Source organism: Bacteroides sp. AF25-5LB (assembly GCF_003602965.1).
Taxonomy (GTDB): Bacteria; Bacteroidota; Bacteroidia; order Bacteroidales; family Bacteroidaceae; genus Bacteroides; species Bacteroides uniformis.
In genome coordinates this window covers 1-24,636 of the sequence record NZ_QTMC01000023.1, presented here as the reverse complement: position 1 = coordinate 24,636, position 24,636 = coordinate 1, and the positions used below count along the sequence as shown (strand labels likewise).

The window sequence follows — 24,636 nt, the reverse complement described above, 5'->3', positions numbered from 1 at the left end:
GGATACACATGTTATCATTTGACAAAAATACGTGATTATTTCAATATAATCAAAAACTCTGCACTCTTCCGGCGTTTTTTATTTCGGGAACAAAAAAATACAAGTATATTTGTAGCTGTTTATGCGCAATTAATGACTCGGTATGGATAAAGGTTTCCGCTACGCGATACTTACTACTATCGTACTTTTGTTGGCTTCCTGTTCTTCTACCAAATATGTGCCGGACGGCTCGTATTTGCTGGATGAAGTGCGTATACATACTGACAATAAGGAAGTAAAACCATCTAATCTCTCCATGTATATCCGCCAGAATCCCAATGCGAAGTGGTTCAGTCTGATAAAGACCCAGTTGTATGTCTACAACTGGTCCGGACGGGACTCTACACGCTGGATAAACCGTACATTGAGGAAATTAGGGGATGCTCCTGTCATATACAGTGAGGAGGAAACCAATCGGACCAGGGAAGAGATCACTAAAGCTGTGCAGAATATGGGCTATATGGGTGCTCTGGTGGAACCGATACGCCAAGTCAAAAAGAAAAAGATGAGGTTAGTCTATAAGGTGACAACCGGCAAACCCTATAAAGTGCGTACCTTGAAATATGATATCCGGGACAGTAAAATAAAGGAATACATGCGGCAGGATTCTGCAGTAACCCTCTTATCCGAAGGCATGTATTTTGATGTCAATGTATTGGATGCAGAACGTCAGCGTATCACGAACAAACTGCTTCAGAACGGATATTATAAGTTCAATAAAGAGTACATCTCTTATACCGCAGATACTGTCCGCAATTCTTACCTGGTAGATTTGACGTTGCATTTGGCTCCATACAAGCAGCACAACGAGGATACACCGCAGAATCACCAACAGTACACTATCAATAAAGTGAGTTTCATTACAGACTATAATGTGTTGCAGGCATCTGCCTTGAACAGCATCGAGGTAAATGATTCATTGCACTACAAAGGATTCCCCATCTACTACAAAGACAAGCTTTATCTGCGTCCCAAAGTGCTGACCAACAATCTGCGCATCATTCCGGGAACTCTCTATAATGAGCAAAACGTGCAGCGCACCTACTCCAACTACGGACGCCTGCAAGCCCTGAAATACACCAACATCCGTTTTTTCGAAGTACAGCAGAGTGACAGTGCAAAGCTCAACGCCTATGTGATGCTGACCAGAGGCAAGCATCAGTCCGTATCCTTTGAAGTGGAAGGCACAAACTCTGCCGGCGACTTGGGAGCTGCCGCTTCAGTGGCTTTTCAGCACCGCAACATGTTCAAAGGTTCCGAAACATTCATGTTCAAGCTACGTGGGGCATACGAGGCTGTGTCTGGTTTGCAGAGCTCCTTAAATCAAGACTATATAGAATTAGGTGCGGAAGCAACTATCAACTTTCCACAGTTCATGTTTCCCTTTGTATCCAGCGATTTCAAACGGAGGATAAGGGCTACTACAGAATTCGGCTTGCAATATAACTACCAGATGCGGCCTGAATTCACACGTATTGTGGCGTCTGCCGGATGGAGCTACAAATGGGGAGTACAACAACAGCGTTCGCAGCATCGCATTGATTTACTGGACATCAATTATCTGTACATGCCCAGCATAGACCAGAGATTTAAAGAGGATTATCTGGAGAAAGACGAGAACTACATCCTCAAATATAATTATGAAGACCGTTTTATTGTCCGCACCGGCTATAGCTATATTTATAACAGTGCCGGAAAGGCTTTGATGAATAATTCCGGCATCGGAAATTCCTATACCATCCGCTTCAATTTTGAATCAGCGGGCAATTTGTTGTATGCTGTGGCAAAGCTCGGAGGAATGAAGAAGAATGCATCGGGAGAATACACTTTATTAAACATTCCTTTTGCCCAATACCTGAAAGGCGATTTTGACTTTGCCAAGAACCTGGTCATTGACAACCGCAATTCATTGGCATTTCATTTTGGTGTCGGTATCGCCATTCCATACGGCAATGCAACAATGCTTCCATTTGAAAAACGCTACTTTTCCGGTGGCGCCAATAGTGTGCGCGGATGGTCTGTACGTGATTTGGGGCCCGGTTCTTTCCCCGGCGATAATAACTTCATGAACCAGTCGGGAGACATCAAGCTGGATGCCAGCATTGAATACCGCACACGGTTATTCTGGAAATTCAGAGGGGCTCTCTTTGTAGATGCCGGGAATATCTGGACAATACGGGATTATAAAGACCAGCCGGGAGGTCAGTTTAAATTTGACAAGTTCTATAAGCAGATTGCTTTGGCATATGGTTTAGGACTGCGTCTTGACTTAGATTTCTTTGTATTGCGTTTCGACGGAGGTATGAAAGCAATCAATCCAGCTTACGAGAAGAAAAAAGACCGTTATCCCATTATTCATCCTAAATTTAGCCGCGATTTTGCTTTCCACTTTGCTGTGGGATATCCGTTCTAAAAATATAAATGACTATGGATAAATGATACTGGATAATTAGCATATACATTTACCCATTATCATTTATCCATTATCCCATTACTTAAAGGCGTAATAGCTGTCAATCATTGTCGCTTGACGTGCTGCAGCCACACCTTGGGCATCCAGTGTCACTGTCATTTCCTCACCGTTCGGAAGGGTCATTTGTGCAGTGCCGTCATTGTTCATTTGCAGCAATTCTGTGCTGACACCATCGGCAACAACATTCCAAGTATTCAACTCTTTGTTGTAAATGAGTTCCATAGAAGCGGTCTCACCTTCTTTGGTGATAGAATAGCCGTTTTCAAGTGTCTCTACCAGGTAGTCACCGTTTTCACCTTTCACTTTCTTTACATCACCAATGCTGGCCATAGGGTTTGAACCACTCCAGAATTCGATGGAGTTGATGACCAATGCATCGGCCAGATAGCAAACGCCATATACCGGGACAATATTGAATGCCAGATAAACCAGTTCGTTTACAAACTTGGTACCAATACCTTGATTCCAGCTGACCAGTTTACTATGCAGTCCAAAAGAACCGATACAAGAACTGAAAAGAAACGAGCCGCAAATCATTACGGTCGCAGCCATCTTCAAATTGAACTTTTTCATAATCACTCTTTTTTATTTTACTGTGTTTAATAGCTTTATAGCTCATTGAGTTATTTTAAGCATCCGCAAATATAGGATTTTTTACGAAAATACATCCTATTTGAGCTTAAAATCTGTTTTCAGTAAAACAGAAGTGTCTATCTATGAGCTTTTTGAGAAAGAGCCTTTCCGATCCAACGGTCAACGGCAAACTTGCCCGGGCCTATGATATACATCAATATGAACACTACCAGGTACACAAAAGCCAGCTCTTTCGTGGCAAACGGGTCATTGCCATGAATTACAAAAAAGGCAACAGCCATTGTAAACACCATTGGTATCATAGCCAAACGATAGAGAAAACCTATAATGAATGCCATGGAGCATGCCAATTCACCGAAGATAGCCAATCCTAAAGACAGCGGGCTGCCTACACCCAATGGGTCTGGGAAAACAGCCGACAGCTCTTGAAAGTTAGTCCACTTCTGGATACCGTGGTTCATTAATAATATACCGAATACAATTCTTGCAATTAATAGCATAGCAGATGTTGCCGTTCCGTCCGGTTTGACGGGAAATAAAAGTCGTTTTAACATATTCATTCATTTTTAAGTTCGTATATGAACTATAACAAATATTACTCAATAAAAGTTTACTGCCGCTTCAAGGGTTTGATGATAATCCGTAAAGACAGGTCATAGGTAAAGTAACTCCACATCCAGTCTACGAAGATGGAAAGACGATTTTTTACACCCACAATACTCATCAAATGGATGAACAGCCACACAGCCCATACCGGAAAACTTCCAAAACGCAGCTTCTTAAGCTCGACTACGGCATGATTGCGGCCAATGGTCTCCATGGAGCCTTTGTTTTGATATATAAACGGTTGCAGCGGCAGGCCTGCTTCTGCACGCTGCAAGTTCCTTATCAAGTTGCGGGCCTGCTGGATGGCTGGTTGCACCACTTGCGGGTGTCCTTTGGGATACTCCTCAGAAATCATAAGGGCCGTATTCCCGATAGCGAAAATATTGGGATATTGAGAAAGACGGTTATAAGTGTCCACCTTCAAGCGGTTTCCCGGTCCATAGGCAGGCAATCCTTGAAGGCTGTTTGCTTTGACACCGGCCACCCAGAATACATTTTTTTTGGTATTGCTTGCGGTCCCATCATTCAATGCCAACTGATAATTCTCGTATCCCATCACCCGTTGATTCAATTTAATTTCCACATCATGCTTCTTCAGATAATCAGTCACTTCTTTGGAAGACTTTTCAGAAAAGGCAGACAAAAGCCTGGAAGAGCCATCCAACAAGATGATACGCTTCTCATTGATATTCAAGCCTGGATAGTTTTGAGAAAGGACAAACTTTCTCATCTCGGCCAGAGTAGCGGACAACTTTATTTCCGTAGCTCCACCACCTACAATGGCAAAGGTCATCAGACGCCTGTGCTCTTCTTTATTACCGGTACTCTGGGCCTGTTCAAAGCTGTCCAATATCTGGTTCGGTTGAACAAGGCTTCCGAAGTATTCAATTTTCGTACTAGCTTTAATCCATCGAAGCCACCGCCTACGATTACCCATCGTTTCTGCCCCTCTTTATCGAGAATGTTCATTGCTGTTTTCATTAATTCAATATCATGTTGTTCTTTGTAATATTAAAATAACAGTATAACTGAGGAAAGCTCTATAAATGATGTGGTTAAAAAGAGTGAACCCCACATGCAATGTAGAAATGAACATAAAAGAGAAAAATAGGAAACAAAAAGAAGGGTAACATTGTTGTAATGAAGAACATAAAACAAACTTTGCCACGGAAGTTTTCTACAAGCAAATGGACACTAAATTGACAAAATGGATATTACCAATATTGATGCTGATTACAGAAACGGCTGTTCATGCACAAACACACCCTGCAGAAGCAAAAAACTCTGTGGACTCAATTTCTACGTATCCGATAGACTCGCTTCTCAAGAAACGCAGTTTTTTCGAAAAAATTTTGAATTACTTCAACGATGCCAACAAAGAAAAGAAAAACAAAAAATTTGATTTCAGCATTATAGGCGGGCCTCATTATTCCAGTGACACCAAATTTGGAATCGGACTGGTGGCGGCAGGACTCTACCGTACCGACCGGAACGATAGTATTCTCCCTCCGTCCAATGTCTCTCTGTATGGGGATGTCTCCACGGTGGGATTCTATTTGCTGGGAGTACGTGGAAACCATCTGTTTCCCCAAGACAAATACCGGTTGAACTACAATCTGTATTTCTATTCTTTCCCAAGCCTTTATTGGGGACAAGGATATGACAATGGAGCCAATGATGACAATGAGAGTGAATACGATCGCTTTCAAGCGCAGGTTAAGGTGGACTTCATGTTCCGGATGGCACGTAACTTTTATATCGGTTCAATGACAGCATTTGATTACGTGTATGGGCATGACTTTGAAAAACCGGAATTATGGAAAGGAATGAAAGCGCACAGCACCAACGTGAGCTTGGGGTTTTCCTTGTTGTATGATTCACGCGATTTTCTGACAAATGCCTATAAAGGATATTACCTACGGATAGACCAGCGCTTCAGTCCGGCCTTTTTGGGAAATAAATACGCATTCAGCAATACGGAACTGACGACCAGCTATTACCAGTCCGTGTGGAAGGGTGGGGTGTTGGCAGGCCAGTTCCATACTCTGCTGAACTACGGAAATCCGCCCTGGGGACTGATGGCAACATTGGGAAGTTCCTATTCTATGCGTGGCTATTATGAGGGACGCTACCGTGACAAGTGTGCAATGGATGCCCAGCTGGAACTACGCCAACATGTATGGAAGCGAAATGGAGTTGCCGTATGGGTAGGGGCGGGAACCATATTCCCGAATTTCTCGGAATTGGAGGCCAGGCATATTCTTCCTAATTATGGTTTCGGCTACCGCTGGGAGTTCAAAAAGAGAGTAAACGTACGTTTGGATTTAGGTTTTGGCAAACACCAGACCGGATTTATATTCAATATCAATGAAGCTTTTTAGAGACATAAAAAAATGGTTCGACAATCAGGAACATTTGTTCTATCTGTTTCTGGTCATTCTGATAGTGCCCAATGTAGTGCTATGCTTTACAGAACCCATATCATGGACGGCAAAGATATGTAATATCCTGCTACCCCTTTCTATATATTATGCTGTAATGGCTTGGTCGAGAAACTGTGGCAGGACATTCTGGCTGCTATTTCCGTTCATCTTCTTCGGAGCCTTCCAGCTTGTATTACTATATCTTTTCGGTCAGTCCATTATCGCAGTGGATATGTTTCTGAATCTGGTGACAACCAATTCAAGCGAGGCGCTGGAACTGCTGGACAATCTGATACCTGCCATCGTTATTGTGGTAGTGCTCTATATACCTGCATTAATTCTGGCAACCATATCCATTGTACACAAACGCAGACTGTCCGAAGCATTCATCCGGCAAGCTCGCCGTCGCACTCTGTATGTGCTGTCTGCCGGAATATTATCCTTAGGCAGTGCTTATTTGACAGATGACCGGTATGAGCTGAAATCCGAACTGTATCCTGCCAACGTATGCTACAACATAGCACTTGCCTTTCAACGGACGGCCCAAACGCGGAATTATCACAAGACCTCTAAAGATTTTACCTTTCATGCTAGAAGTACTCATCAGGCTGATGAAAGGGAAGTATATGTAATGGTGGTGGGAGAAACCTCACGGGCATGCAACTGGGCTTTGTACGGCTATGAACGGGAAACTAACCCGGGACTGTCGGGCATTGGCGGACTGACAGCTTTCAGCCATGTGCTGACAGAATCAAACACCACCCACAAGAGTGTTCCGATGTTGCTGTCACCGGTCAGTGCTTCCAGTTTTGATTCCATCTATTATCAAAAAGGGATTATCACAGCATTCAAGGAAGCCGGTTATCAGACCGCCTTTTTCTCGAACCAGCGCTATAACCACTCATTTATAGATTTCTTCGGCAAAGAAGCCGACACGTATGATTTCATTAAAGAAGATGTGGGGGATTCCAATTACAACCCCTCTGATGACAAACTGTTGAAACTGGTAGCAAAAGAACTGGGCAAAGGAGTTTCCAGGCAATTTATAGTTCTCCACACTTACGGTTCTCATTTCAATTATAAAGAGCGCTATCCGGCAGAGCAGGCTTTCTTCCTGCCGGACATGCCCGTTGACGCGGAAGTGAAATACAAAGACAACCTGATCAATGCCTATGATAATTCTATCCGCTACACGGATAATTTTCTGGTTCGTCTGATAGATATGCTTCAAAAACAACATGTCAATTCTGCCTTGATATACACTTCAGACCATGGAGAAGATATTTTCGATGACAACCGGCATCTCTTTCTGCATGCCTCACCGGTACCTTCCTATTATCAGATACATGTGCCATTCTTTATTTGGATGTCCGACAACTACCGGCAGAGATACCCATCGTTATTGGAGGCCGCACAAGCCAATAGGCAGAAGAATGTATCTTCCAGTGCCTCATTCTTCCAGACAATGCTGGAAATAGGTGGAGTGGAGACCCCATACCGGAATGACTCTTTATCTGTCACCAGCGCTCTGTTTATCGAAAGACCCAGAGTCTATCTGAACGACCACAATGAAGCCCGCACACTGGATGATGTCGGTATGCTCAAGGAAGACTTCAAGATGCTGGAAGAGAAAGGCATCAGGTAATCAGGGAAAGAGAGCAGGCTGTTGCTATTTTGCCCTGATTCTTGATATAAAATTCTGAATCACCGGATACATCTCCTCTACCGTATTCAGCTCCATGCAAGCCGTCTCCAACGGGCACCAGCCGGTCTTGTCACGGTTAATGATATGGGGAACCTCTTGGGCAAAAGTCGTTTCAATTCCTGCTTCGCACAGCAATGCCAGCGCAGGAGTGCTGATTATATCGGCATAGACCGTTTTAAAGCCTCCCAGTACCATCAAAGCAGCGGCACCTTTCCCTATAACCTTATCGGCAATGGCAGCCCCCTTCATAAATGCAGAATCTGCCTGGTACAAATCATACAAATCCGCTACTCCCCGTTGGGTGAAAGTACGGACTTCCTCCCGGTTCTTCATAACACAAGAGTATCCTCCCTTGTGCAGTATGTCAATGATACTCTCCATTTTATAAAGTCTCTTGTTTCAACTGTTCTACAAATTTGTCAATACGATGCAGTTCTTTGGGAATATCAATCGTTTGCGGGCAATGCGGAGAACACTGGTTGCACCCGGTACAATGGTCGGCCTGTCTCAGTTTGGGTACACTTCGGTCATATCCTACGAGAAAAGCACGGCGTGCTTTCCGATAATTCTCATCCTGGCTGCTTTCCGGCACATTTCCTTCATTGACACATTTATTGTAATGTATCAAGATGGCAGGAATGTCAATTCCATACGGGCAAGGCATGCAGTACTTGCAGTCGTTGCAAGGTATGGTGGGGTACTCCATCATCAAATCTGCCGTATCATACAGATACTGAGTTTCTTCTTCTGTGAGTGGTACCAATGGAGAGTAAGTACGGATGTTATCCTGCAAATGTTCCATATAAGTCATGCCGCTCAGCACTGTCAGTACATCCTGGGGAGAACCGGCATAACGGAATGCCCAAGACGCCACACTGCGTTCGGGTTCGCGCTGCTTCAGTCGTGCCACAATATGGTCGGGGACATTGGAGAGCCGCCCACCCAGCAGAGGCTCCATAATGACAGCAGGGATCTTACGCTTGGCCAGCTCGTCATACAGATACTCTGCCTTGAAGTTGCTGCCCGAAGCATGTTTCCAGTCCACATAATTCAACTGTATTTGTACAAAATCCCAATGAACTTCACCACGGTCATGCATCTGCAAGGCATAGTCATAGACTTCGATATCGCCGTGGAACGACCATCCCAAACGGCGGATGCGTCCTGCTTCACGCTCCTTGACAAGAAAATCAATCATACCGTTGTCTATGTAGCGTTTGCGGAATTGCTCCATGCCACCGCCACCAATCATGTGTAGCAGATAGTAGTCTATATAGTCCACCTGCATATCCTCGAATGACTTACGGTACATGGCAATGGAACCCTCGCGAGTCCAGGTATCAGGATGAAAATTGGATAGTTTGGTGGCAAGATAGAACGATTCGCGCGGGTGGCGTTTCAGAGCTATTCCCGTAGACTTCTCACTCCATCCTTGTACATACATCGGAGACGTATCGAAATAATTCACACCATGGGCAATGGCATAATCCACCAGTTCGTTCACAGCATCCTGGTCTATCATTTCCCCTTTTCCATCCGGAGCAGGAACGGTAGGCCAGCGCATACAACCATATCCTAAAATAGAAACTTTGTCACTCCCCAAACCGGGAAAACTACGATAGGTCATTTTATCCGTCGGAATGGGACCCAACGCTTTACTACCTTCACTGCTCCCTTCCTTAGAACCACATCCATAGAGGGCAGCAGTAGATGTGGCGGCTGTAATCCCCACTATCTTCAAGAAATCACGACGGTTCATATTGTTTTTATGATGTTCTTCCATACTTATAGAAATTCTACTTTGTTATATAATCCGATGTCTTTCATGCCCTTCCACATAGATGGCACTAAACGGACGGGCCGGACAAAGATTCTCGCATGCCCCGCAGCCGATACAGCGCTCCACATTGATTACCGGAATCTTTGGAGAATCCTTGTCTTCAGGTATACTCGGCACCATTTGTATGGCTCCCGTCGGGCAATGGCGTGCACAGTTGCCACACTGCACACCATCCGTCAGTGGTATGCAATTTTTCTTTACCCACACGGCATGCCCTATCTGAACGGATGATTTATCAACTTTGATTATCGGGCGGATAGCTCCTGTAGGACATACCTCCGAACATTTTGTACATTCCGGTCTGCAATAGCCGCGTTCGTATGACATTTCCGGCTGCATCAATTTCCTTAAGTCCGCAGAAGGACGAAGAACCTGATTGGGACATGCCGACACACAGAGCTGGCAGGCCGTGCAGTGTTGCGCCATATTGCGGGCACTCAATGAGCCGGGAGGAGTGAGGGGAGTGCTTCGCTCGGGAATCTTCTTATCCTCAATGGCTGCCAGTCCTCCGTCTACTTTCTTTTCCTGCGCTTTTAAAACAGAAGTGGCTGCAACCAGAGCCGTTGCTGTGAAAAAACTGCGGCGGGTTTCGTTTATCTGTTCCGAATTAGCCTTGCCCGCAGCAGGTTTGCCGAAAGGATGATACTTGTAGGAAATGGCTCCATGCTTGCACTTCTCAATGCAGTTCATGCAAACCACACACCGGCTTGCATCAATCTGATGCTCCTTAAAGTTGATGCAGGCTGCCTTGCAGTTGCGTGAACAAAGACTGCATTGGTTGCACTTTTCCGAATCTATTGTGATGCGGAAAAGCGAATAACGTGAAAGGAAGCCCAAGACCGTTCCTACCGGGCAAATCGTATTACAATAGGTTCGTCCGTTGCGTCCGGCCAGAACAACAAGCACAGCCAAAGTAGCGGCAGCAATAATAAAAGTCGGCAGGCTCTTCAACCATACATCCGTTTCATAAAAGGCATAACTGTCTGCCCGTTCAGCCAGATAAGCAAGCAGATTGTTGCCCCATTGCCATATAGGTTGAAAAAGATTATTGGCAATACGTCCGTATGCACTATAGGGTGCAAGTAGAGCAGCCAATGAACCAATTCCGGCAATCAAAGCAATGATAAACACACCCAATACGCCATAGCGCAGCCAAGATAAGGCCGGAGAATAAGAGTAAGGAAGCTTCCTGCGTTTTTTAGGTTGCCAGCCCAGCCATGCCAGTATATCCTGAAATACCCCTAAGGGGCAAATCACAGAACAATAGATACGCCCGCATACCAAAGTGAGAATTACAAGAAACAATATCACTCCCACATTTAGCGCCAATACAGCCGGCAAAAACTGGATTTTGGCCAACCAGCCGAACCACCCATGCAACGTTCCCGTAAAATCAAGGAACAACAAGGTGATGAGTACAAAGCAAATCATTGCAAAAGTCAGTCTAATCTTCCGTAACATGATAATCCTTTATTTTGAGTTCCTAAACTATATCAGCGATATGAGTACAAAACAACTGCCGAAATAGTGAAATTTTATTTATGCAAAAATACATAAAAAAAGAAAGGTATCATCATTCAATGGAATTAAAAACGAAAGAAAGAAGGACAAATACAAAATGCTCCCATTTGCAGTATTAATTAAGTTCCCCTCCTCGTTACGGCCGGATAAAAGCCAATCTCTTATTTTCTTCTGCAAACAGAATAGCCGTATTGACTAATGCCAAATGCGAATAAGCTTGTGGAAAATTCCCCAGTTGTTCCTTCGTATTAAAATCAATATCCTCACTGAATAACCCCAAATGATTGGAATATGTCAGAACATCATCAAACAAACAACGGGCTTCTTCCTTTTCTCCGATAACAAAAAGCGCACGTATCAGCCAAAAAGTGCAAATGGTAAAAGCCGAAGAAGGAAGCCCGAAATCATCTTCGCTGTTATACCGGTACATCAATCCCTTATGCAAAAGAGCTTTTTTCACAGCCTTCACTGTCTTATGGTATCGGATATCGTCTGCTGCAATAAAACCGTAAGGTTCCATCAACAGCAAAGAGGAATCCATTGCCATATTATCATAAGTCTGCGAGAAACTTTGAAGTTCTTCCTTCCATCCATATGTCATTACATCCTGCCATACCTTGTCAGCTTCCTTTTGCCAACGTTCACTATAACCGTATTTATTGAGCATGGAAGCTATCTTTGCACCACGGTCCAAAGCCACCCAACACATCACTTTGGATGAAACAAAATGGCGGCTTTCTCCTCTGATTTCCCATATCCCCTTATCTGGTTTCTTCCAATCTTCCATTACCGTGGAAAGAATGCTCTTTACCATTTCCCACATATCCTCTATTTCGTCTAATGTACCGGGCATCAGCCGATAGTACTGGTAAATCAAATCCATCAGATAACCGAACGAGTCATTCTGCTTTTGATGGTAAGCATCATTACCTATCCGTACTGGTTTGGAATTCTTATATCCGGACAAATGCTCCAGAATAATCTCGGTCAGCTGCCTTTCTCCCCGAATGCCGTACATTATCTGATAGGATTCGTGCTTGGATACGAAAGTGGACTGTATGAACTTCATAAAACGTCTTGCTGCTCCTATATGGCCTATCTGGAACAAAGTTTCGATAGACATGGAGGCATCCCTTAACCAACAGAACCGATAATCCCAATTACGTACTTCGCCGACGGATTCAGGCAAACTGGTAGTAAGGGCGGCCAGTACGGCTCCATTATAGTAAGACATCAGTTTCAAAACCAGCATGCTTCTTTCTATCACATCATTATAGAGAGAATATTTCTTAGTACGGTTGGTCCAATTAAGCCAATAAACCAAAGTACGGCAATATTCAATTTTTTCCCGTTCAATATCCACCGGAATGACCTTTTCATTGTATGACAAAAGAAAGAACTCATCTTTTTCCAATATAATTTCTTTTTTCTGTTCGATGTCCTGCAAAGGAAGGGAAGAATACAAATATTGTCTATCTTTATTATCAGAAGAACAATAGCTTTCTATAAATTCAGAAGTGACATTATGAATCACTTTACCTTGCGCATAATTGGGAGCAGGGACATAGTTTACTTTGAAACGGGGCTTACCTTTTATCCACCTCACATATCGATACAATTCTGCCGGAAGATAATGGGCATTTTCGCAGGAACGGTAATAAGGCATGTAATCAAGTACGACAAATTCTCCCTCTTTCGAAGAAAAAGAAGTAGACAATATGTTAGTGTGAGGAACGTAAGATTGTGAGATATGATAGTCTTCTGTAACGTCAAATCCAAAACTTCCTCCTCTTTCCCGATCAAGTAGTGATGCAAAGATAGACGGAGAATCAAAATCGGGAAAACACAACCAGTCTATGCTGCCTTTTTCGGATATAAGTGCGGCAGTCCGACAATTGCCTACTACCCCATAATTTAAATTACTCATTTTTACTATTTTGTTTTTAACAAGTCTCTGAAAAAATCGAATACCCCTTTCAAGCTCGTTTTGACATTCTCGCCAATGGGTTGTTTCATGTCTTTCTTGTTCGCCAGAATTTGAAGAAAAGGCAGGACTTCCGTTTGTGATGGCATATTATAGCTTGCTGCCTCCGACACATATCCCACCTTGATTGTCACTGCATTCACCGGCAAAGCTTTGAACATATCTTCATCCGTAGTATCATCTCCCATAGCTATGATAAAGTCATAATGTTTCTTTTCCAACTGGCGTCTCACTTCGGAACCTTTATTATAATCGGGAGACTTAATCTCCACCACTTTATCTCCTTGTATGATTTGCAGCTTTTGCTGTATACAGATGTTAACCAGCACATTGATAAGTTGCTGTGCCCGCAAAGCTCCTAACCATGCATCACTTTCCCGGTAATGCCATGCCAAAGTCGTTTCCTTGACTTCAAGGTGGGAACGAGGTGTCTTTTCGACAAAAAGCTTCAAGATGGACACCAATCCGGAACTCCATTCCGCTTTGTTTATGTTTTTGTGCCAGATGCCATTTTCCTTATAGAAAGCACCATGTTCCGCAGCCATTGCAATAGGTAAATTTCCCAACCATTTTTCTAAAGTAAACTGGTCGCGACCACTATTAACAACAACATGGTTGGCCGGGTCGGAAACCAGCTTCTGCAATGTGGCAATGAGTTCAGGGGCGGGCTTAGCATTTTCCGGTCGTGTCTTGAGCGACGCCAACGTTCCGTCATAATCCAGCAAGATAAGCCGTTGCTTAGCCTGGTTATATTTCATTTTGATGGCACCAATAATACCAACAGATATCCTTTTCTTACGAAGCTGTTCATTCTTACGGCACGTATCGCTCCATTCACTTACAAAGTCTGCCGCCCACTTATTAACCGTTTGTACGGAAATAATTTTCTGCATGTGTTGCAAGCGTTTCAGTTGTTCCTGTTCGGGCATCTCCAAAGCCCGACAAATGGCCTGCTTTATCTCCTCAGTGTCATTGGGGTTAATCAACAATGCATCCGTCATCTCAATAGCTGCACCCGCCATTTCACTCAAAATCAAAACACCCGGATTATTATTTTTCGAAGCTACATATTCCTTGGCAACCAAATTCATGCCATCACGAAGTGGAGTTACCAAAGCTACATCAGCTATATAGTACATTGCCACCAGTTCTTCAAATGAAAAACCGTGATAGAAATAGCAAACCGGAGTCCAGTCCATCGTAGAATACTGTCCGTTTATAGAACCTATTTCTTCGTCAATCTTGGTTTTTAGCTCAGCATAACTATCTACATGGTCACGTGATGGAACAATGACCATTGCCAATGTAACTTTTCCACAATATTCAGGATGACATTCTAAAAAAGCAGCAAATCCCCATAAACGGTGCAGAATGCCTTTGCTATAATCCAAGCGGTCTACAGAAAGAATCAACTTATGATTTCCGAAAAATTTCCGTGTACGGTCTATCGCCCGCCGTACTTCCGGTCTGGAAGAAGCATTGTGATACAGTCCGTAGTTGATTCCCATAGGAAGAGCATCGGTCCTAACTACTCTATTCCCGAGTTGTGCTTCGTCCAGTTTAAAGTCAATACGCAATACCCGTTCGACAGCACTGATAAAATGCCGCATATAGTCATGAGTATGGAAAGCTATAAAGTCAGCACCCAATAATCCTTTCAGGATTTCTGCACGCTCCGGTAATATCCGGAAAAGTTCATAGGAAGGAAAAGGGATATGATGGAAATATCCGATATTCAAATCCGGGTAAACCTTCCGAAGCATTCCGAGAAGCAGCATTAACTGATAGTCTTGAATCCACACCTTATCACCTGGACGTATCACGCGGCAAATGGCATCGCAGAACAACTGGTTCACTTCCTGATACGATTGCCAGAAAGAGTTCCGATACAGCGTATAAACAAAAAAGTAGTGACATAATGGCCAGATAGTACTATTACTATAGCCTTCATAATAATTCTTTATCTGTGTTTCGGACAAGAATACTGGGTGGAAATTTATTCCTTCCAATCTAGAAGTGATTTCCTCTTTACTATCTTCGTTGTCAACGCATATTCCAGGCCATCCAATCCAATGTTTTTCGTAGGAAATCTGAAGTGAGTCCAAACCGGTAGCCAGTCCGCCTTCACTTCGTGAAAACACGAACGTTTCATCCTCTTTGGTAACCTTAACGGGTAATCTGTTTGATATAATATAAAGTTTCATGTATGAGTTAACACAAGAAATATGCCAACTCATACAATATTTTATTTATTGCTTAAAATCAGGATTTTAGAAAAATATGAAGAGAAAAACAAACATTCAAAAATGAAAAAGATGTTCCATTTCGATATGGTCCTACTATTACCAATTATCACTGGAAATGTCTTTCTTCACCAATGCTTCAATTCTTTGCTTATAGCAATTTATCCCTTCTGCTATATTTTTACTAGCTTCCGAGGTCCCCATTCCATAGACTACAAGAGGAGTTTGCCATACCATTCCGGCATGTACAGCACTTGCTTGATAAGGTCTTAACAACTCATCCACCGTAAAACGATTTCTTCCTCCGCTTCTATAAGCATCATGTTCAGAGCCGGCAGTAGTGACCACCATCAATGTCTTACCAGCCACAGCAGGAGTTTTTGCCAGATATGTAAATACTTCATCCAACCATTTCTTCAATAAAGAAGGAGCCGACATCCAATAGAACGGAAACTGAAATACAAGCGCAGATGCATGCGATATGATAGTGCTCCATATCTCTGCATTAAAAGCATCTTCCACATGCATCTCATATAAATTGTATATGGCCACCTCTTCCATGTCACTAATAGCATCCATCAATGCCTTGTTAGCTCGCGACTCTTTTATATTGGGATGTGTCAGAAGAACCACTACTTGCTTTGAATCTTTATCCATATTGTTTTTCTTTTAGTTTAAAATCATTGATGTGTGTACAAATATATTACATATCTCTGGAAAAATCAATCAGAAACGAATAAATGATGATGGCAAAACTGATGTTCAATGACTTATGAGGAAAACCGATGAAGACCTCTCCAATGCTAAAGTGCAGGGAAACGAAAGGTAATGAGAGCGAATGGTTTTCAAATCATTACCCGGTAACCGGTACATTCAAAGTGCTGTTCTACGTGAACGGCAACAAGGAGAAAAACGGTATTGTCCCAGTTATGGGACGGGTGACAATCAACGGTTCCGTAGCCCAGTTCAGTTGCAAGCAGACTATCGCCAAAGGGCTATGGGACGCCAAGGGCAACCGGGCGAAAGGGAAGAGCAGGGAAGCGCGGGAGATCAATCTCGCCCTTGACAACATCAAGGCCCAAATCATCAGACATTATCAACGCCTCTCTGATAGAGAAGCGTTCGTTACGGCCGAAATGGTACGCAACGCCTTTCAGGGACTCGGTACGGAATACAAGACACTGCTCGGCGCGTTCGACAAGGACAACGAGAGTTTCAAGAAGCGTATCGGCATAGACTGGGCGTTGAGTTCATACAAAGTGCGGGTAAGGTCAAGAAACCATCTGGCGACGTTCATAAAGAAATACCATAGGCGGAATGACATTTCCATGCTTGAGCTTACCCCCGACTTCATTAAGGAGTATGAAATCTATCTCTCCACTGATGCCGGACTTCATAACGCCAGCGTGTGGTCAAACTGCATGTGGTTGAAAACAATCGTGGCGAAGGTCCATTACAACGGGCTGATACAGAAAACCCCGTTTGCCCAGTACCGCGTCAGCCAAAACGTCAAGGAACGGGAATACTTGACCGAAGATGAGATCAAGACGGTAATGACGCACGAGTTTGCAAACAGGAAGCTGGCTTATATCCGGGATCTGTTTGTCTTCGCCAGTTTCACCGCCCTCTCTTTTTGGATATGAAGGAACTTACCACCGATGACATTGCGGAAGTGAACGGTGAGAAATGGATATTGTCGAAGCGGCACAAGACAAAGGTGAATTTCCAGGTGAAACTGCTGGATATTCCCATGCAGATCATCAGACGTTACGAGAGGTTCCAAGAGAACGGGCTCGTGTTTCCCAATTTGGACTACTGGTCAATCTGCAAGCCGTTGAAGCAGATGATAAGGGAGTGCGGGATTACTAAAAACATTCCATTCAAGCCGTCATGGATTCGCAACTCTGGCTTTGAGCAAGGGTGTCCCCATTGAGAGTGTGAGCCGGGTATTGGGGCACACGAACATAACCACCGAAAAAATCGACAAGGGCCTGACGGTGTTCGGTAACCGTCTTAACCGATCGTTCCATGAAATTTCACTAGTTATGTGATGGAGAAAACGGTTATAGCCGTCGGCCAAAGCGGATATGTGAACATTTCAAAGTGGTAATGTAACGTCAGGCAGTGTGGCAAGTACTCCCTTGTCATAAGAAAAAGAAATAAGTGCGGGCTGCAAACGGTTTCGATTCCCGCTTGCAGCCCTGATGTATACATCTGTCAGGTCACCCTGCCAGACAGCGCAGGATTCTTAGGAGCGGATTCCTGAATATCCCCATCCTGTTCCACAGCATGCCCGACAACCGCCAGCGCCAGCTGCTTACGGACAGTACCTTGCCGGACGGCCGGATGACGAAACGTACCTTCCCGACCACATCGGCAACCGTACACTGCTCCCGGGCTACAAAAGAGCCGTCCCCCCGGATGTACAGCCGGGTACCTTCCCTCTTGATGATGCGGTGCAGCACGTGTCTTCCGTTATATCTGAAAAGTACCACGTCCATAGGCTGAAGTTCATCCTCCGTACAGGGGTACAGCACCACCTCGTCCCGCCCGTCACGCAATAACGGGAACATCGACCAGCCTTTCAGGCGGAACCGGACGGGGCGTCCTCCGGCGATTTCCGCCTCCACCCGGGAAAAGAACAGCTCGTTGGGAATCTTTCTCATATCGTATCCTTGAAAATCGTCCGGCAGGCAAGTCGTGCGGCTTCCCGGTCTGGAAGGCACGCCAGGTGATAGAACGGAACAGCCTGGAGCAGCTTGTCGACACATCTGCTCACATGGTCATACAAACCGTTGTCATAAGCAAATTCCGGCGGGCAGGAAGGGTGTACTGCCCCGTAAGCCTGCAATACGGACAGCCTTGTTATCCGGTTATACGGAGCCTGCGAAAGACGCACACAGGCTTCCAGCTTATAACACTCCTGCCTGTAGCAGGGAGTTTTCCCGCTCCAAGGGCTTCCATAGACCCGCACGACGTCGTCTTCCACCCGCAGCACCGGGCTGTCATCGTTCAGCAGGAAAGCACCTTCCACATGCTCCCTCCATAGGCGTGTATGGGTGCTTTTTCCCGTTCCGCTCTCACCGAGAAACAATACCGCCCTGTCCCGGTAAACGATGCAACTGCTGTGGACGGCTATGGTGCCGTACGGAAGCGTCATCAGTCCATAGCCCACCCACAAGGCGAAGCGGTACAGACGTGCTGAAAGGTTGCCGCATATCCACACCTCATTCCCTCCGTCGGTACACCACAGATACAGCGCATTCCCTCCGGAAGGCTCCAGCTTCAACATGAAGCCCTTGACCGTCCGTCCGAAAAAGCCCCTGACATCCTCGTATCCGAAGGTATATTCCACGTTTTCCATCACCGGCACGGCGGTATCCTCCATGAAGGCGAACAGCACCTCGCCATCCTGGGATTCAAAAGGCCTAAATCCGGCAATTCCTTCTACAGCCTTGCAGAGTTTGTCTCCCCATAGCATGAAGCGGTGTCCGGCAACCTGATAAGTTCTATTCATTTTCATTTCCAATGGTAATAATCCGTTTACAATAAGCCAGCGAACTTTCCCGGTGGGCAATGGAAAGTATCGTCAGTCCTTTATATCTTTCTTTCAGTTGGCAGAGGGTTTCGTTCACCTCCCTTTCCGTCACATTGTCGAGTGCCGATGTCGCCTCGTCCAGCAGCAGGACCTCCGCCTGCTTGTAAAGTGCGCGGGCAATGCCGATACGCTGTCTCTGCCCGCCCGAGAGCCTTCCACCCGCTTCACCGAGCAGGGTGTCCATGCCATCCGGCAACGCTTCCGCCCACCTGCCCAGACAGACTTGTCCCAACAGTTCCTTCACCCTGCCGTAATCAATCGTCCCATAGCCCAAGGCGATATTCTCGGCCAGTGTACCGTTAAAGATGAACACCTCCTGGGGGACGTAGCCGAGCCGCCTCATCCAGGAAGCGCGTGTCATCCCGTTCAGGAGTACCCCGTCAATCCGTATCTCTCCCGAATCGGGTTCGAGCAGACCTGCAAGCAAGTTGAACAGTGTGGACTTTCCCGCACCGCTGGCCCCCCGAAAGCCGACATGCTCCCCCTTACGGATACGGCAATTGAAATTATCCAGCACCGGCCCGCCATCGGGATAGGTGTATGCAAGCCTCCTGACGGTTATCTCCTTTTCGAACGGTATTTCTTCGGAATATGTGCTGACCGCCTCTGCCGGTCCTGCCAGCCCTTCCTCTATCGTATTCAGGCTGTATGCCGCGTTCTGTATCTGCGTCCATCCCGTCAACAAGGTGCGGAGGGCAGGAAGCAGGCGGAATGCCGTAATGGCAAAAACACCCACCACCATCTTCACGTTTCCGTCCCCGGAAGCCACCAGCAGGCCAAGTGCGATGACAACCGACAGTTCGGAAAGGAAGAGCGGCAGTCCGAGCACGGTGTCAAGCCTCATGCGGTTGCGGCTTATCCTGTCCAGACCTTTAAGAAAGGCGGTCTGAGAGACGGGGAAAGCACCGTTCACCTCCAATTCCATGTATCCCCCGAATGTATCCATGACGGTTCTCGACTGCTCCCGCTTGGCAAGCATATCGTCCTCGCCGTATTTCCTGACCCGTTTCCTCACCACGAGGAGATAGGTACACATGAACGGGAGGAACGAGACATACAGTAGCAATACTGACATGCCGTCGAACACGAGTAAAGCTGCCGTCACCAGCATGACGAGCAGCACGTCGCCCGCCATGCGGCAGATGGAGGAGAGCAGGCCGTGGCTGAAGGAGTAGCATACAACGTTGGTCTCGTATGCCAGCCTGCTGCTGCCGCGCTCCCGGATAAAAAGCAGTCCGCGGCGGTAATACGCGGAGAACAGCGAGAAGCTCAGTCTCCGGTAGAAAGAGAGTAGACACCTGTCCTGGTAACGGGTGAAAACGGTTGCCAGCACGCTCTTGACAACGATGACCCCTATGGCCAGAAGACAGAACAGCAGGGCAGCCCGCCGGTTTTCGCCCCCTTCCAGCAGGATATAGAGTACGGGCAGCAGTGCCGCCAGGGAGACGAAATCGAGCAGTGCGGAGAAGAACACCGTCCCTGCCATCTTCCATACCTTCCTGCGCTCTTCGGGTTGCAGCAGATGCCAGATTCTCTTCAGTGTCATTGCTCCGTACCTCGCTGGAATATGGTTTTCGGCTCTCGGATATGCGCGATGACCGAATGCAGTATCGTCTTATATACAGAAGCACCCAATACCTCACGCCTGAGTGCAGTGAGGTGTGCCATCCTCCTTGCCTTGTAGAGGATGATGCCGGCTCTGCCTTTGACCGGCACCTTTGTCCCGTAACGCGGATGGAGCATCTCCTCCAGTATGTTCCGTGCCAGATTCTCCTGTACGTCCACCACTTGTACGTCCGTCTCCAGCAGCTTGTCGGCCAACAGAGTCAGTGCCGACACGAAACGCAGGAAACGGCGGTCAGTGACGCCTGCCGGTATGTGTAGGCCATGTTTTTTCAACAGGCACGCCCAGTCGCAGAGATGGTGCAGCACCAGACCGCTCCCGTAATGCTGGGCGGCATGGAAAGCAACGAACAGCATATTAAAGAGCGGCGAGGGGGTAAGGATCCGGCCTCCGTCCAATTCCGTCGGTTGCGGGTTCATGTGTTCTTTCAGCATCTTTTCTACCTCTCTGGCCGCCTTATAGCTCTCCACGTTCAGGAAGGTCTTGTGGTTCTCCACCGGAACACCTTTGTAGTAGAATACGCTGTGCTTGGGGGAATGTTCCGTATCCACGTCTATGTTCTCCAGCCGCATCAGGCTGTCCGCTAACCTGTTCGCCTCCCCGTCGCTCATCCGGCTCTTGTCCGCCGAATAGGTGTAAATGTCTATGTCGCCTCCCTCGCGGTGGCATGGAACGGGATAGATTGCGGAGAGTCCCACGCCTTTCATCTGCATGGCGGATATGCCATGCTGCGCATAAAAGCGGGAAAGTTCATCTGCCGTCCTGCAATAGTGAAGATATTTTTTCTCGTACCTTTCTACAGCGGCTGCCCATGCCAGCTTTACGGAAAGGGGCGGTTGCAGTTCCGCCGGTAGTCTCATCACACCGTCCCATGCCAGCGCCATCACTCCCTGACTTACGGCCAGGCGGTGGCATTGTTTCCACTCCTCGTCAGTGCTGTCCAGGAAAAGTGTGATTTCTGTTTTCCGCTCGTGCAGCGAGGCCCGGAGCAGGGCGAAGAGCATCCGCTCGTGTCTGTACAGTGTGATCTCTTTCATTCGATTACCTTGCATTTTTTCAGTGCCTCCATCCAGGCTGTGGCATCCTTCAATGCCTGTTGTCCGTCTATTCCGTAAGTGTCCATCAGGATTTTCGCAGCATCTTCCGTTGTGAAATCCTTGTCTGCCAGCCGTTCATATAGCAGACGCGCGGATTTGTTCAGAGAGATGATGCGGGTAAGGTCGGCACCCGTATGTCCCTGATTCACGATGATGGTTTCTCCGGCCATTTCGCGGAGCTTGAAGTTTGGATTGATTTTCATGATAGAATATCATTTGTTATGAAAAAAAGGAAACCGTTCCGAAGCCTTGACGAACGAAACGGTTTCCTATACCTGACATTTATTATTACTCAACAGCTATTGTGCAATTTTGCTAACTACATAAGTCTTGTCTCCACTTAATAAATCATGTGCATCCGTGGCAACCTTTCCGTCACATGTCACTTGATAGCCTTCAGCCACAAAGTTGGCATTGGGGTTTTCGCAAAGGTGGTTACACGGATTAAAGTTTTTAAATGAACCACCATACACATTGATTTCAGCAGCAGAATTGTCTTTTAGGTTCAGCACCCAATAACCTCTGTCATTATAACCGCCGGATTCGTAAGTACCACCGTAGATATTGACTACTGCATTATCCCTTGCATAAATCAAATCATACTGACCATTTTTCTGTTGGTAGTTCTTATAGTTACCTCCACGCAAATTAACGACACTCGTACCATAGGCCGAAATCACCTCACGAAAACCATCATTTTCTGTATTGGCTATACATTCCACATTACCTTCTCCTTCGATATTAAGAGTACCGGCAGTCACAACAAATCCTTCTGTTTCCCAATCGCCTGCATTATTAAAATCCGTCTTATTGGCAATAGTATAACCATTCAGATTGACGGTTGTCATTGCTCCTGCCTTCATCAAGGTTACAGCCTTTTGGATTTCAATATCTTTGTTGAGTTCAATGTTTACATCCGCATTTTCAGCGATAAAGCCAATTGCGCTCAAATCGGAGAACGTGCCACCAGTAACCGACACTGTGATATTGTGCTTTGCTCCATCTTCACGCTTTGCAATTCCTACCGATTTGCCTTCGGCAATGAATGTGCCACCAGTAATGTTGACTGTACAATCGCCATAAGTATTTTGATTGCCAGTACCAATGTTAATCACAGCATATCCCATAGTTCCAGTACCGTCACCCCATTGACCGGAATCTCCTGTACCTTCTCCAATGAGCTTAGCCTGGTCATTAATATTCAATGTGCCGCTACGCATACCTATTGCACCACAAGCACCCTTGATGGTTCCACCGGAAATTGTGGTAGTACCGGCTTGCGGCAAATAGACAGCATAGTCTGCCGCAGAAATCAATTCTCCACCCGTGATGTTGATCACAGAATTCTGTGTCGTATTTTGACCGTTACCAGAAACTGCATACCAACCGGCTTCAATCTTACCACCTTCGATCGTAAGGTCAGCACCACGCCAGAGTCCGATACCAAACTGTCCGTTATTTGCCGGATTGTCACGTACTGCATAGATGTTACCACTCTTCATCGTCATTTTGGCATCCTCACCATCCACATAAATAATACCGGTAGAATAAACTTGATAAACATAATCTTTCGTAGCCTTAATGACACCATTGCCAGCATTGTCTTGCAAAATAAAAGAGCCTTCTACTCTAATAAGACCATCGTTCGCGGCTTCTAGTGTCTTGCCATTCAAATCAAGTGTCACCTCTTTGCCCTTAGGAACCATCATTTCAACTCCTACAATATTCATGTCTTGTGGCAAAGTGTAAGTACCGCCTTCTGCAAACACTTTCTGCATATCGGCGACAGCGGCATCCATAACGACAAATTCTTCACCCAACGAAGACGGAATTTCAGCACCATCCTCTTTATAAACTGTTACAGTCGTTGCTTGATTATCTGACGATTTCTCAATAGCTACCAGTTTCGCTCCCTTATTTACGCGGATATTACCTTTTTTCACGACCACCTTTTTAACTTCCACACCGTTGCCAATGACAAGTGTATTATCTGCTGTTTCGGATGTGACTGTACCATAAATAGCTGCACCCGCGTTACCGGTCAGGGCAACGGTTGTGTTCGGCATGGTTATAGTTACATCCAACGGTTCAAACCCAGCAGTTTCATTGTTGGGAATTGATAAGGTGAAGTTGTCTACGGAATTATCTGTAGAACCTGAACTATTCGCGTCTAAAACCGTAAGGGATGCTCCGCTCGCTACTTTCTCCAATGAAAGGCTCTTACCGGTACCCGAAGTTGCGGCAGGAACGCTGATTGTATTACTGGTACCTGAAATTTCTCCGTTGACCCTTACTGCATCGTTACTTGCCAACTTCGTAGCGGCATCATCCAAGGAGCTAGATTCTGTAGGAACCGTAGCATCTATATTTCCGTTGGTCAATTCGATTTTTTTCAAGTCACAACGGACAATAGTATAAGTACCTGCCGCAACATTCACTTTTTCAGTAGAGCCTTGGTTTTCTGTAACTTTTATACGTACATCGTATGTCCCGGTAGGAACAGGCACATAGAAAACACCGGGCTGATCCTGGGTAGCACCACTGAATTCAATAGTTACTGTATTATTTTCACTGGTACTTGTCTCTGTTGATGCAATGACAGGAATATTGTCATTTAAGTTCACCGCAAAAGTGCCGGTAATTTTCTTGTCTACAATAAGAGACAAGGTTCCTGCCTTTATAGGCATCTTAGGCACTTTGATGCAGAACACACCGCCCAAGTGTTTCATTTGCACAGCACCGTTTACAATTTTTCCCCACATGGCCGGATTGAAGCTGTTGCCTTCACCTTGAACCGTAGTAAAGTAATCCGCATCCACTTTATTATATGTACCTTAATTCCGCAACACTATTATAAAATATTTTTTTTAAGTACCTGAGCAACAAAAA

The 24,636-nt window shown here is 45.7% G+C and carries 17 protein-coding genes and 2 pseudogenes; 4 read left to right on the top strand and 15 right to left on the bottom strand.

What is annotated here, in order from left to right:
- Positions 1–142: 142 nt before the first annotated feature.
- Positions 143–2,452 carry a BamA/TamA family outer membrane protein gene (locus tag DWY57_RS18910; protein ID WP_117964607.1) on the top strand — a complete coding sequence of 770 codons (2,310 nt, stop codon included), beginning with the start codon at positions 143–145 and terminating at the stop codon, positions 2,450–2,452.
- Positions 2,453–2,530: 78 nt separating this feature from the next.
- On the opposite strand, the gene DWY57_RS18905 is transcribed toward DWY57_RS18910, so the two are convergent.
- The 3 genes and pseudogenes from DWY57_RS18905 to DWY57_RS18895 all read right to left on the bottom strand — a co-directional run bounded on the left by DWY57_RS18905 (position 2,531) and on the right by DWY57_RS18895 (position 4,693).
- The gene (locus tag DWY57_RS18905) at positions 2,531–3,085 is read right to left on the bottom strand and encodes a DUF3332 domain-containing protein (RefSeq protein WP_117599624.1); all 555 of its coding nucleotides are present in this window, start codon (positions 3,083–3,085) and stop codon (positions 2,531–2,533) included.
- Positions 3,086–3,222: 137 nt separating this feature from the next.
- Positions 3,223–3,660, bottom strand: a complete 438-nt coding sequence (locus tag DWY57_RS18900) for a DoxX family protein (RefSeq protein ID WP_117599739.1) — start codon at positions 3,658–3,660, stop codon at positions 3,223–3,225.
- 56 nt (positions 3,661–3,716) lie between these two features.
- Positions 3,717–4,693, bottom strand: a pseudogene (locus DWY57_RS18895) (FAD-dependent oxidoreductase).
- Between the two features lie 206 nt (positions 4,694–4,899).
- Here DWY57_RS18895 and DWY57_RS18890 point away from each other — a divergent pair.
- Together DWY57_RS18890 and DWY57_RS18885 are read left to right on the top strand one after the other, a co-directional pair.
- A complete protein-coding gene (locus DWY57_RS18890; protein ID WP_117964606.1) occupies positions 4,900–6,093 on the top strand; it encodes a BamA/TamA family outer membrane protein in 1,194 nt (397 codons plus the stop codon).
- A complete protein-coding gene (locus DWY57_RS18885) occupies positions 6,080–7,780 on the top strand; it encodes a lipid A phosphoethanolamine transferase (protein WP_117599626.1) in 1,701 nt (566 codons plus the stop codon). The genes DWY57_RS18890 and DWY57_RS18885 overlap by 14 nt, the downstream gene beginning before the upstream one ends.
- 24 nt (positions 7,781–7,804) lie before the next feature.
- On the opposite strand, the gene DWY57_RS18880 is transcribed toward DWY57_RS18885, so the two are convergent.
- The 6 genes from DWY57_RS18880 to DWY57_RS18855 form a co-directional block, all read right to left on the bottom strand.
- Complete coding sequence (locus DWY57_RS18880) at positions 7,805–8,221, bottom strand: DUF1893 domain-containing protein (RefSeq protein WP_005825513.1); 417 nt, start codon at positions 8,219–8,221, stop codon at positions 7,805–7,807.
- 1 nt (position 8,222) lies between these two features.
- A complete protein-coding gene (locus tag DWY57_RS18875) occupies positions 8,223–9,623 on the bottom strand; it encodes an aldo/keto reductase (protein WP_117599627.1) in 1,401 nt (466 codons plus the stop codon).
- A 21-nt stretch (positions 9,624–9,644) separates the two neighbouring features.
- Positions 9,645–11,141, bottom strand: a complete 1,497-nt coding sequence (locus DWY57_RS18870; protein WP_119962266.1) for a 4Fe-4S binding protein — start codon at positions 11,139–11,141, stop codon at positions 9,645–9,647.
- Positions 11,142–11,337: 196 nt separating this feature from the next.
- Positions 11,338–13,128 carry a glycoside hydrolase family 15 protein gene (locus tag DWY57_RS18865; RefSeq protein WP_119962265.1) on the bottom strand — a complete coding sequence of 597 codons (1,791 nt, stop codon included), beginning with the start codon at positions 13,126–13,128 and terminating at the stop codon, positions 11,338–11,340.
- A 5-nt stretch (positions 13,129–13,133) separates the two neighbouring features.
- Positions 13,134–15,389, bottom strand: a complete 2,256-nt coding sequence (locus DWY57_RS18860; protein ID WP_119962277.1) for a bifunctional alpha,alpha-trehalose-phosphate synthase (UDP-forming)/trehalose-phosphatase — start codon at positions 15,387–15,389, stop codon at positions 13,134–13,136.
- A gap of 138 nt (positions 15,390–15,527) precedes the next feature.
- Positions 15,528–16,085, bottom strand: a complete 558-nt coding sequence (locus DWY57_RS18855) for an NAD(P)H-dependent oxidoreductase (protein ID WP_117964602.1) — start codon at positions 16,083–16,085, stop codon at positions 15,528–15,530.
- 272 nt (positions 16,086–16,357) lie between these two features.
- Here DWY57_RS18855 and DWY57_RS18850 point away from each other — a divergent pair.
- A pseudogene (locus DWY57_RS18850) lies at positions 16,358–17,479 on the top strand (tyrosine-type recombinase/integrase).
- Positions 17,480–17,650: 171 nt separating this feature from the next.
- Here the strand turns inward: DWY57_RS18850 and DWY57_RS18845 are convergent.
- The 6 genes from DWY57_RS18845 to DWY57_RS18820 form a co-directional block, all read right to left on the bottom strand.
- On the bottom strand, positions 17,651–18,094 hold the full coding sequence (locus DWY57_RS18845) for a S24/S26 family peptidase (protein ID WP_119962264.1): 444 nt from the start codon (positions 18,092–18,094) through the stop codon (positions 17,651–17,653).
- Positions 18,091–18,951 carry a hypothetical protein gene (locus DWY57_RS18840; RefSeq protein WP_317126741.1) on the bottom strand — a complete coding sequence of 287 codons (861 nt, stop codon included), beginning with the start codon at positions 18,949–18,951 and terminating at the stop codon, positions 18,091–18,093. The genes DWY57_RS18845 and DWY57_RS18840 overlap by 4 nt, the downstream gene beginning before the upstream one ends.
- The gene (locus tag DWY57_RS18835) at positions 18,938–20,572 is read right to left on the bottom strand and encodes an ABC transporter ATP-binding protein (RefSeq protein ID WP_119962263.1); all 1,635 of its coding nucleotides are present in this window, start codon (positions 20,570–20,572) and stop codon (positions 18,938–18,940) included. The genes DWY57_RS18840 and DWY57_RS18835 overlap by 14 nt, the downstream gene beginning before the upstream one ends.
- Positions 20,569–21,687 carry a nucleotidyltransferase family protein gene (locus DWY57_RS18830; RefSeq protein ID WP_243634733.1) on the bottom strand — a complete coding sequence of 373 codons (1,119 nt, stop codon included), beginning with the start codon at positions 21,685–21,687 and terminating at the stop codon, positions 20,569–20,571. Before DWY57_RS18830 ends, DWY57_RS18835 begins: the two co-directional genes overlap by 4 nt.
- Positions 21,684–21,950 carry a PqqD family peptide modification chaperone gene (locus DWY57_RS18825; RefSeq protein ID WP_119962262.1) on the bottom strand — a complete coding sequence of 89 codons (267 nt, stop codon included), beginning with the start codon at positions 21,948–21,950 and terminating at the stop codon, positions 21,684–21,686. Before DWY57_RS18825 ends, DWY57_RS18830 begins: the two co-directional genes overlap by 4 nt.
- Positions 21,951–22,046: 96 nt before the next feature.
- The gene (locus tag DWY57_RS18820) at positions 22,047–24,566 is read right to left on the bottom strand and encodes a hypothetical protein (RefSeq protein WP_119962261.1); all 2,520 of its coding nucleotides are present in this window, start codon (positions 24,564–24,566) and stop codon (positions 22,047–22,049) included.
- Positions 24,567–24,636: the final 70 nt, after the last annotated feature.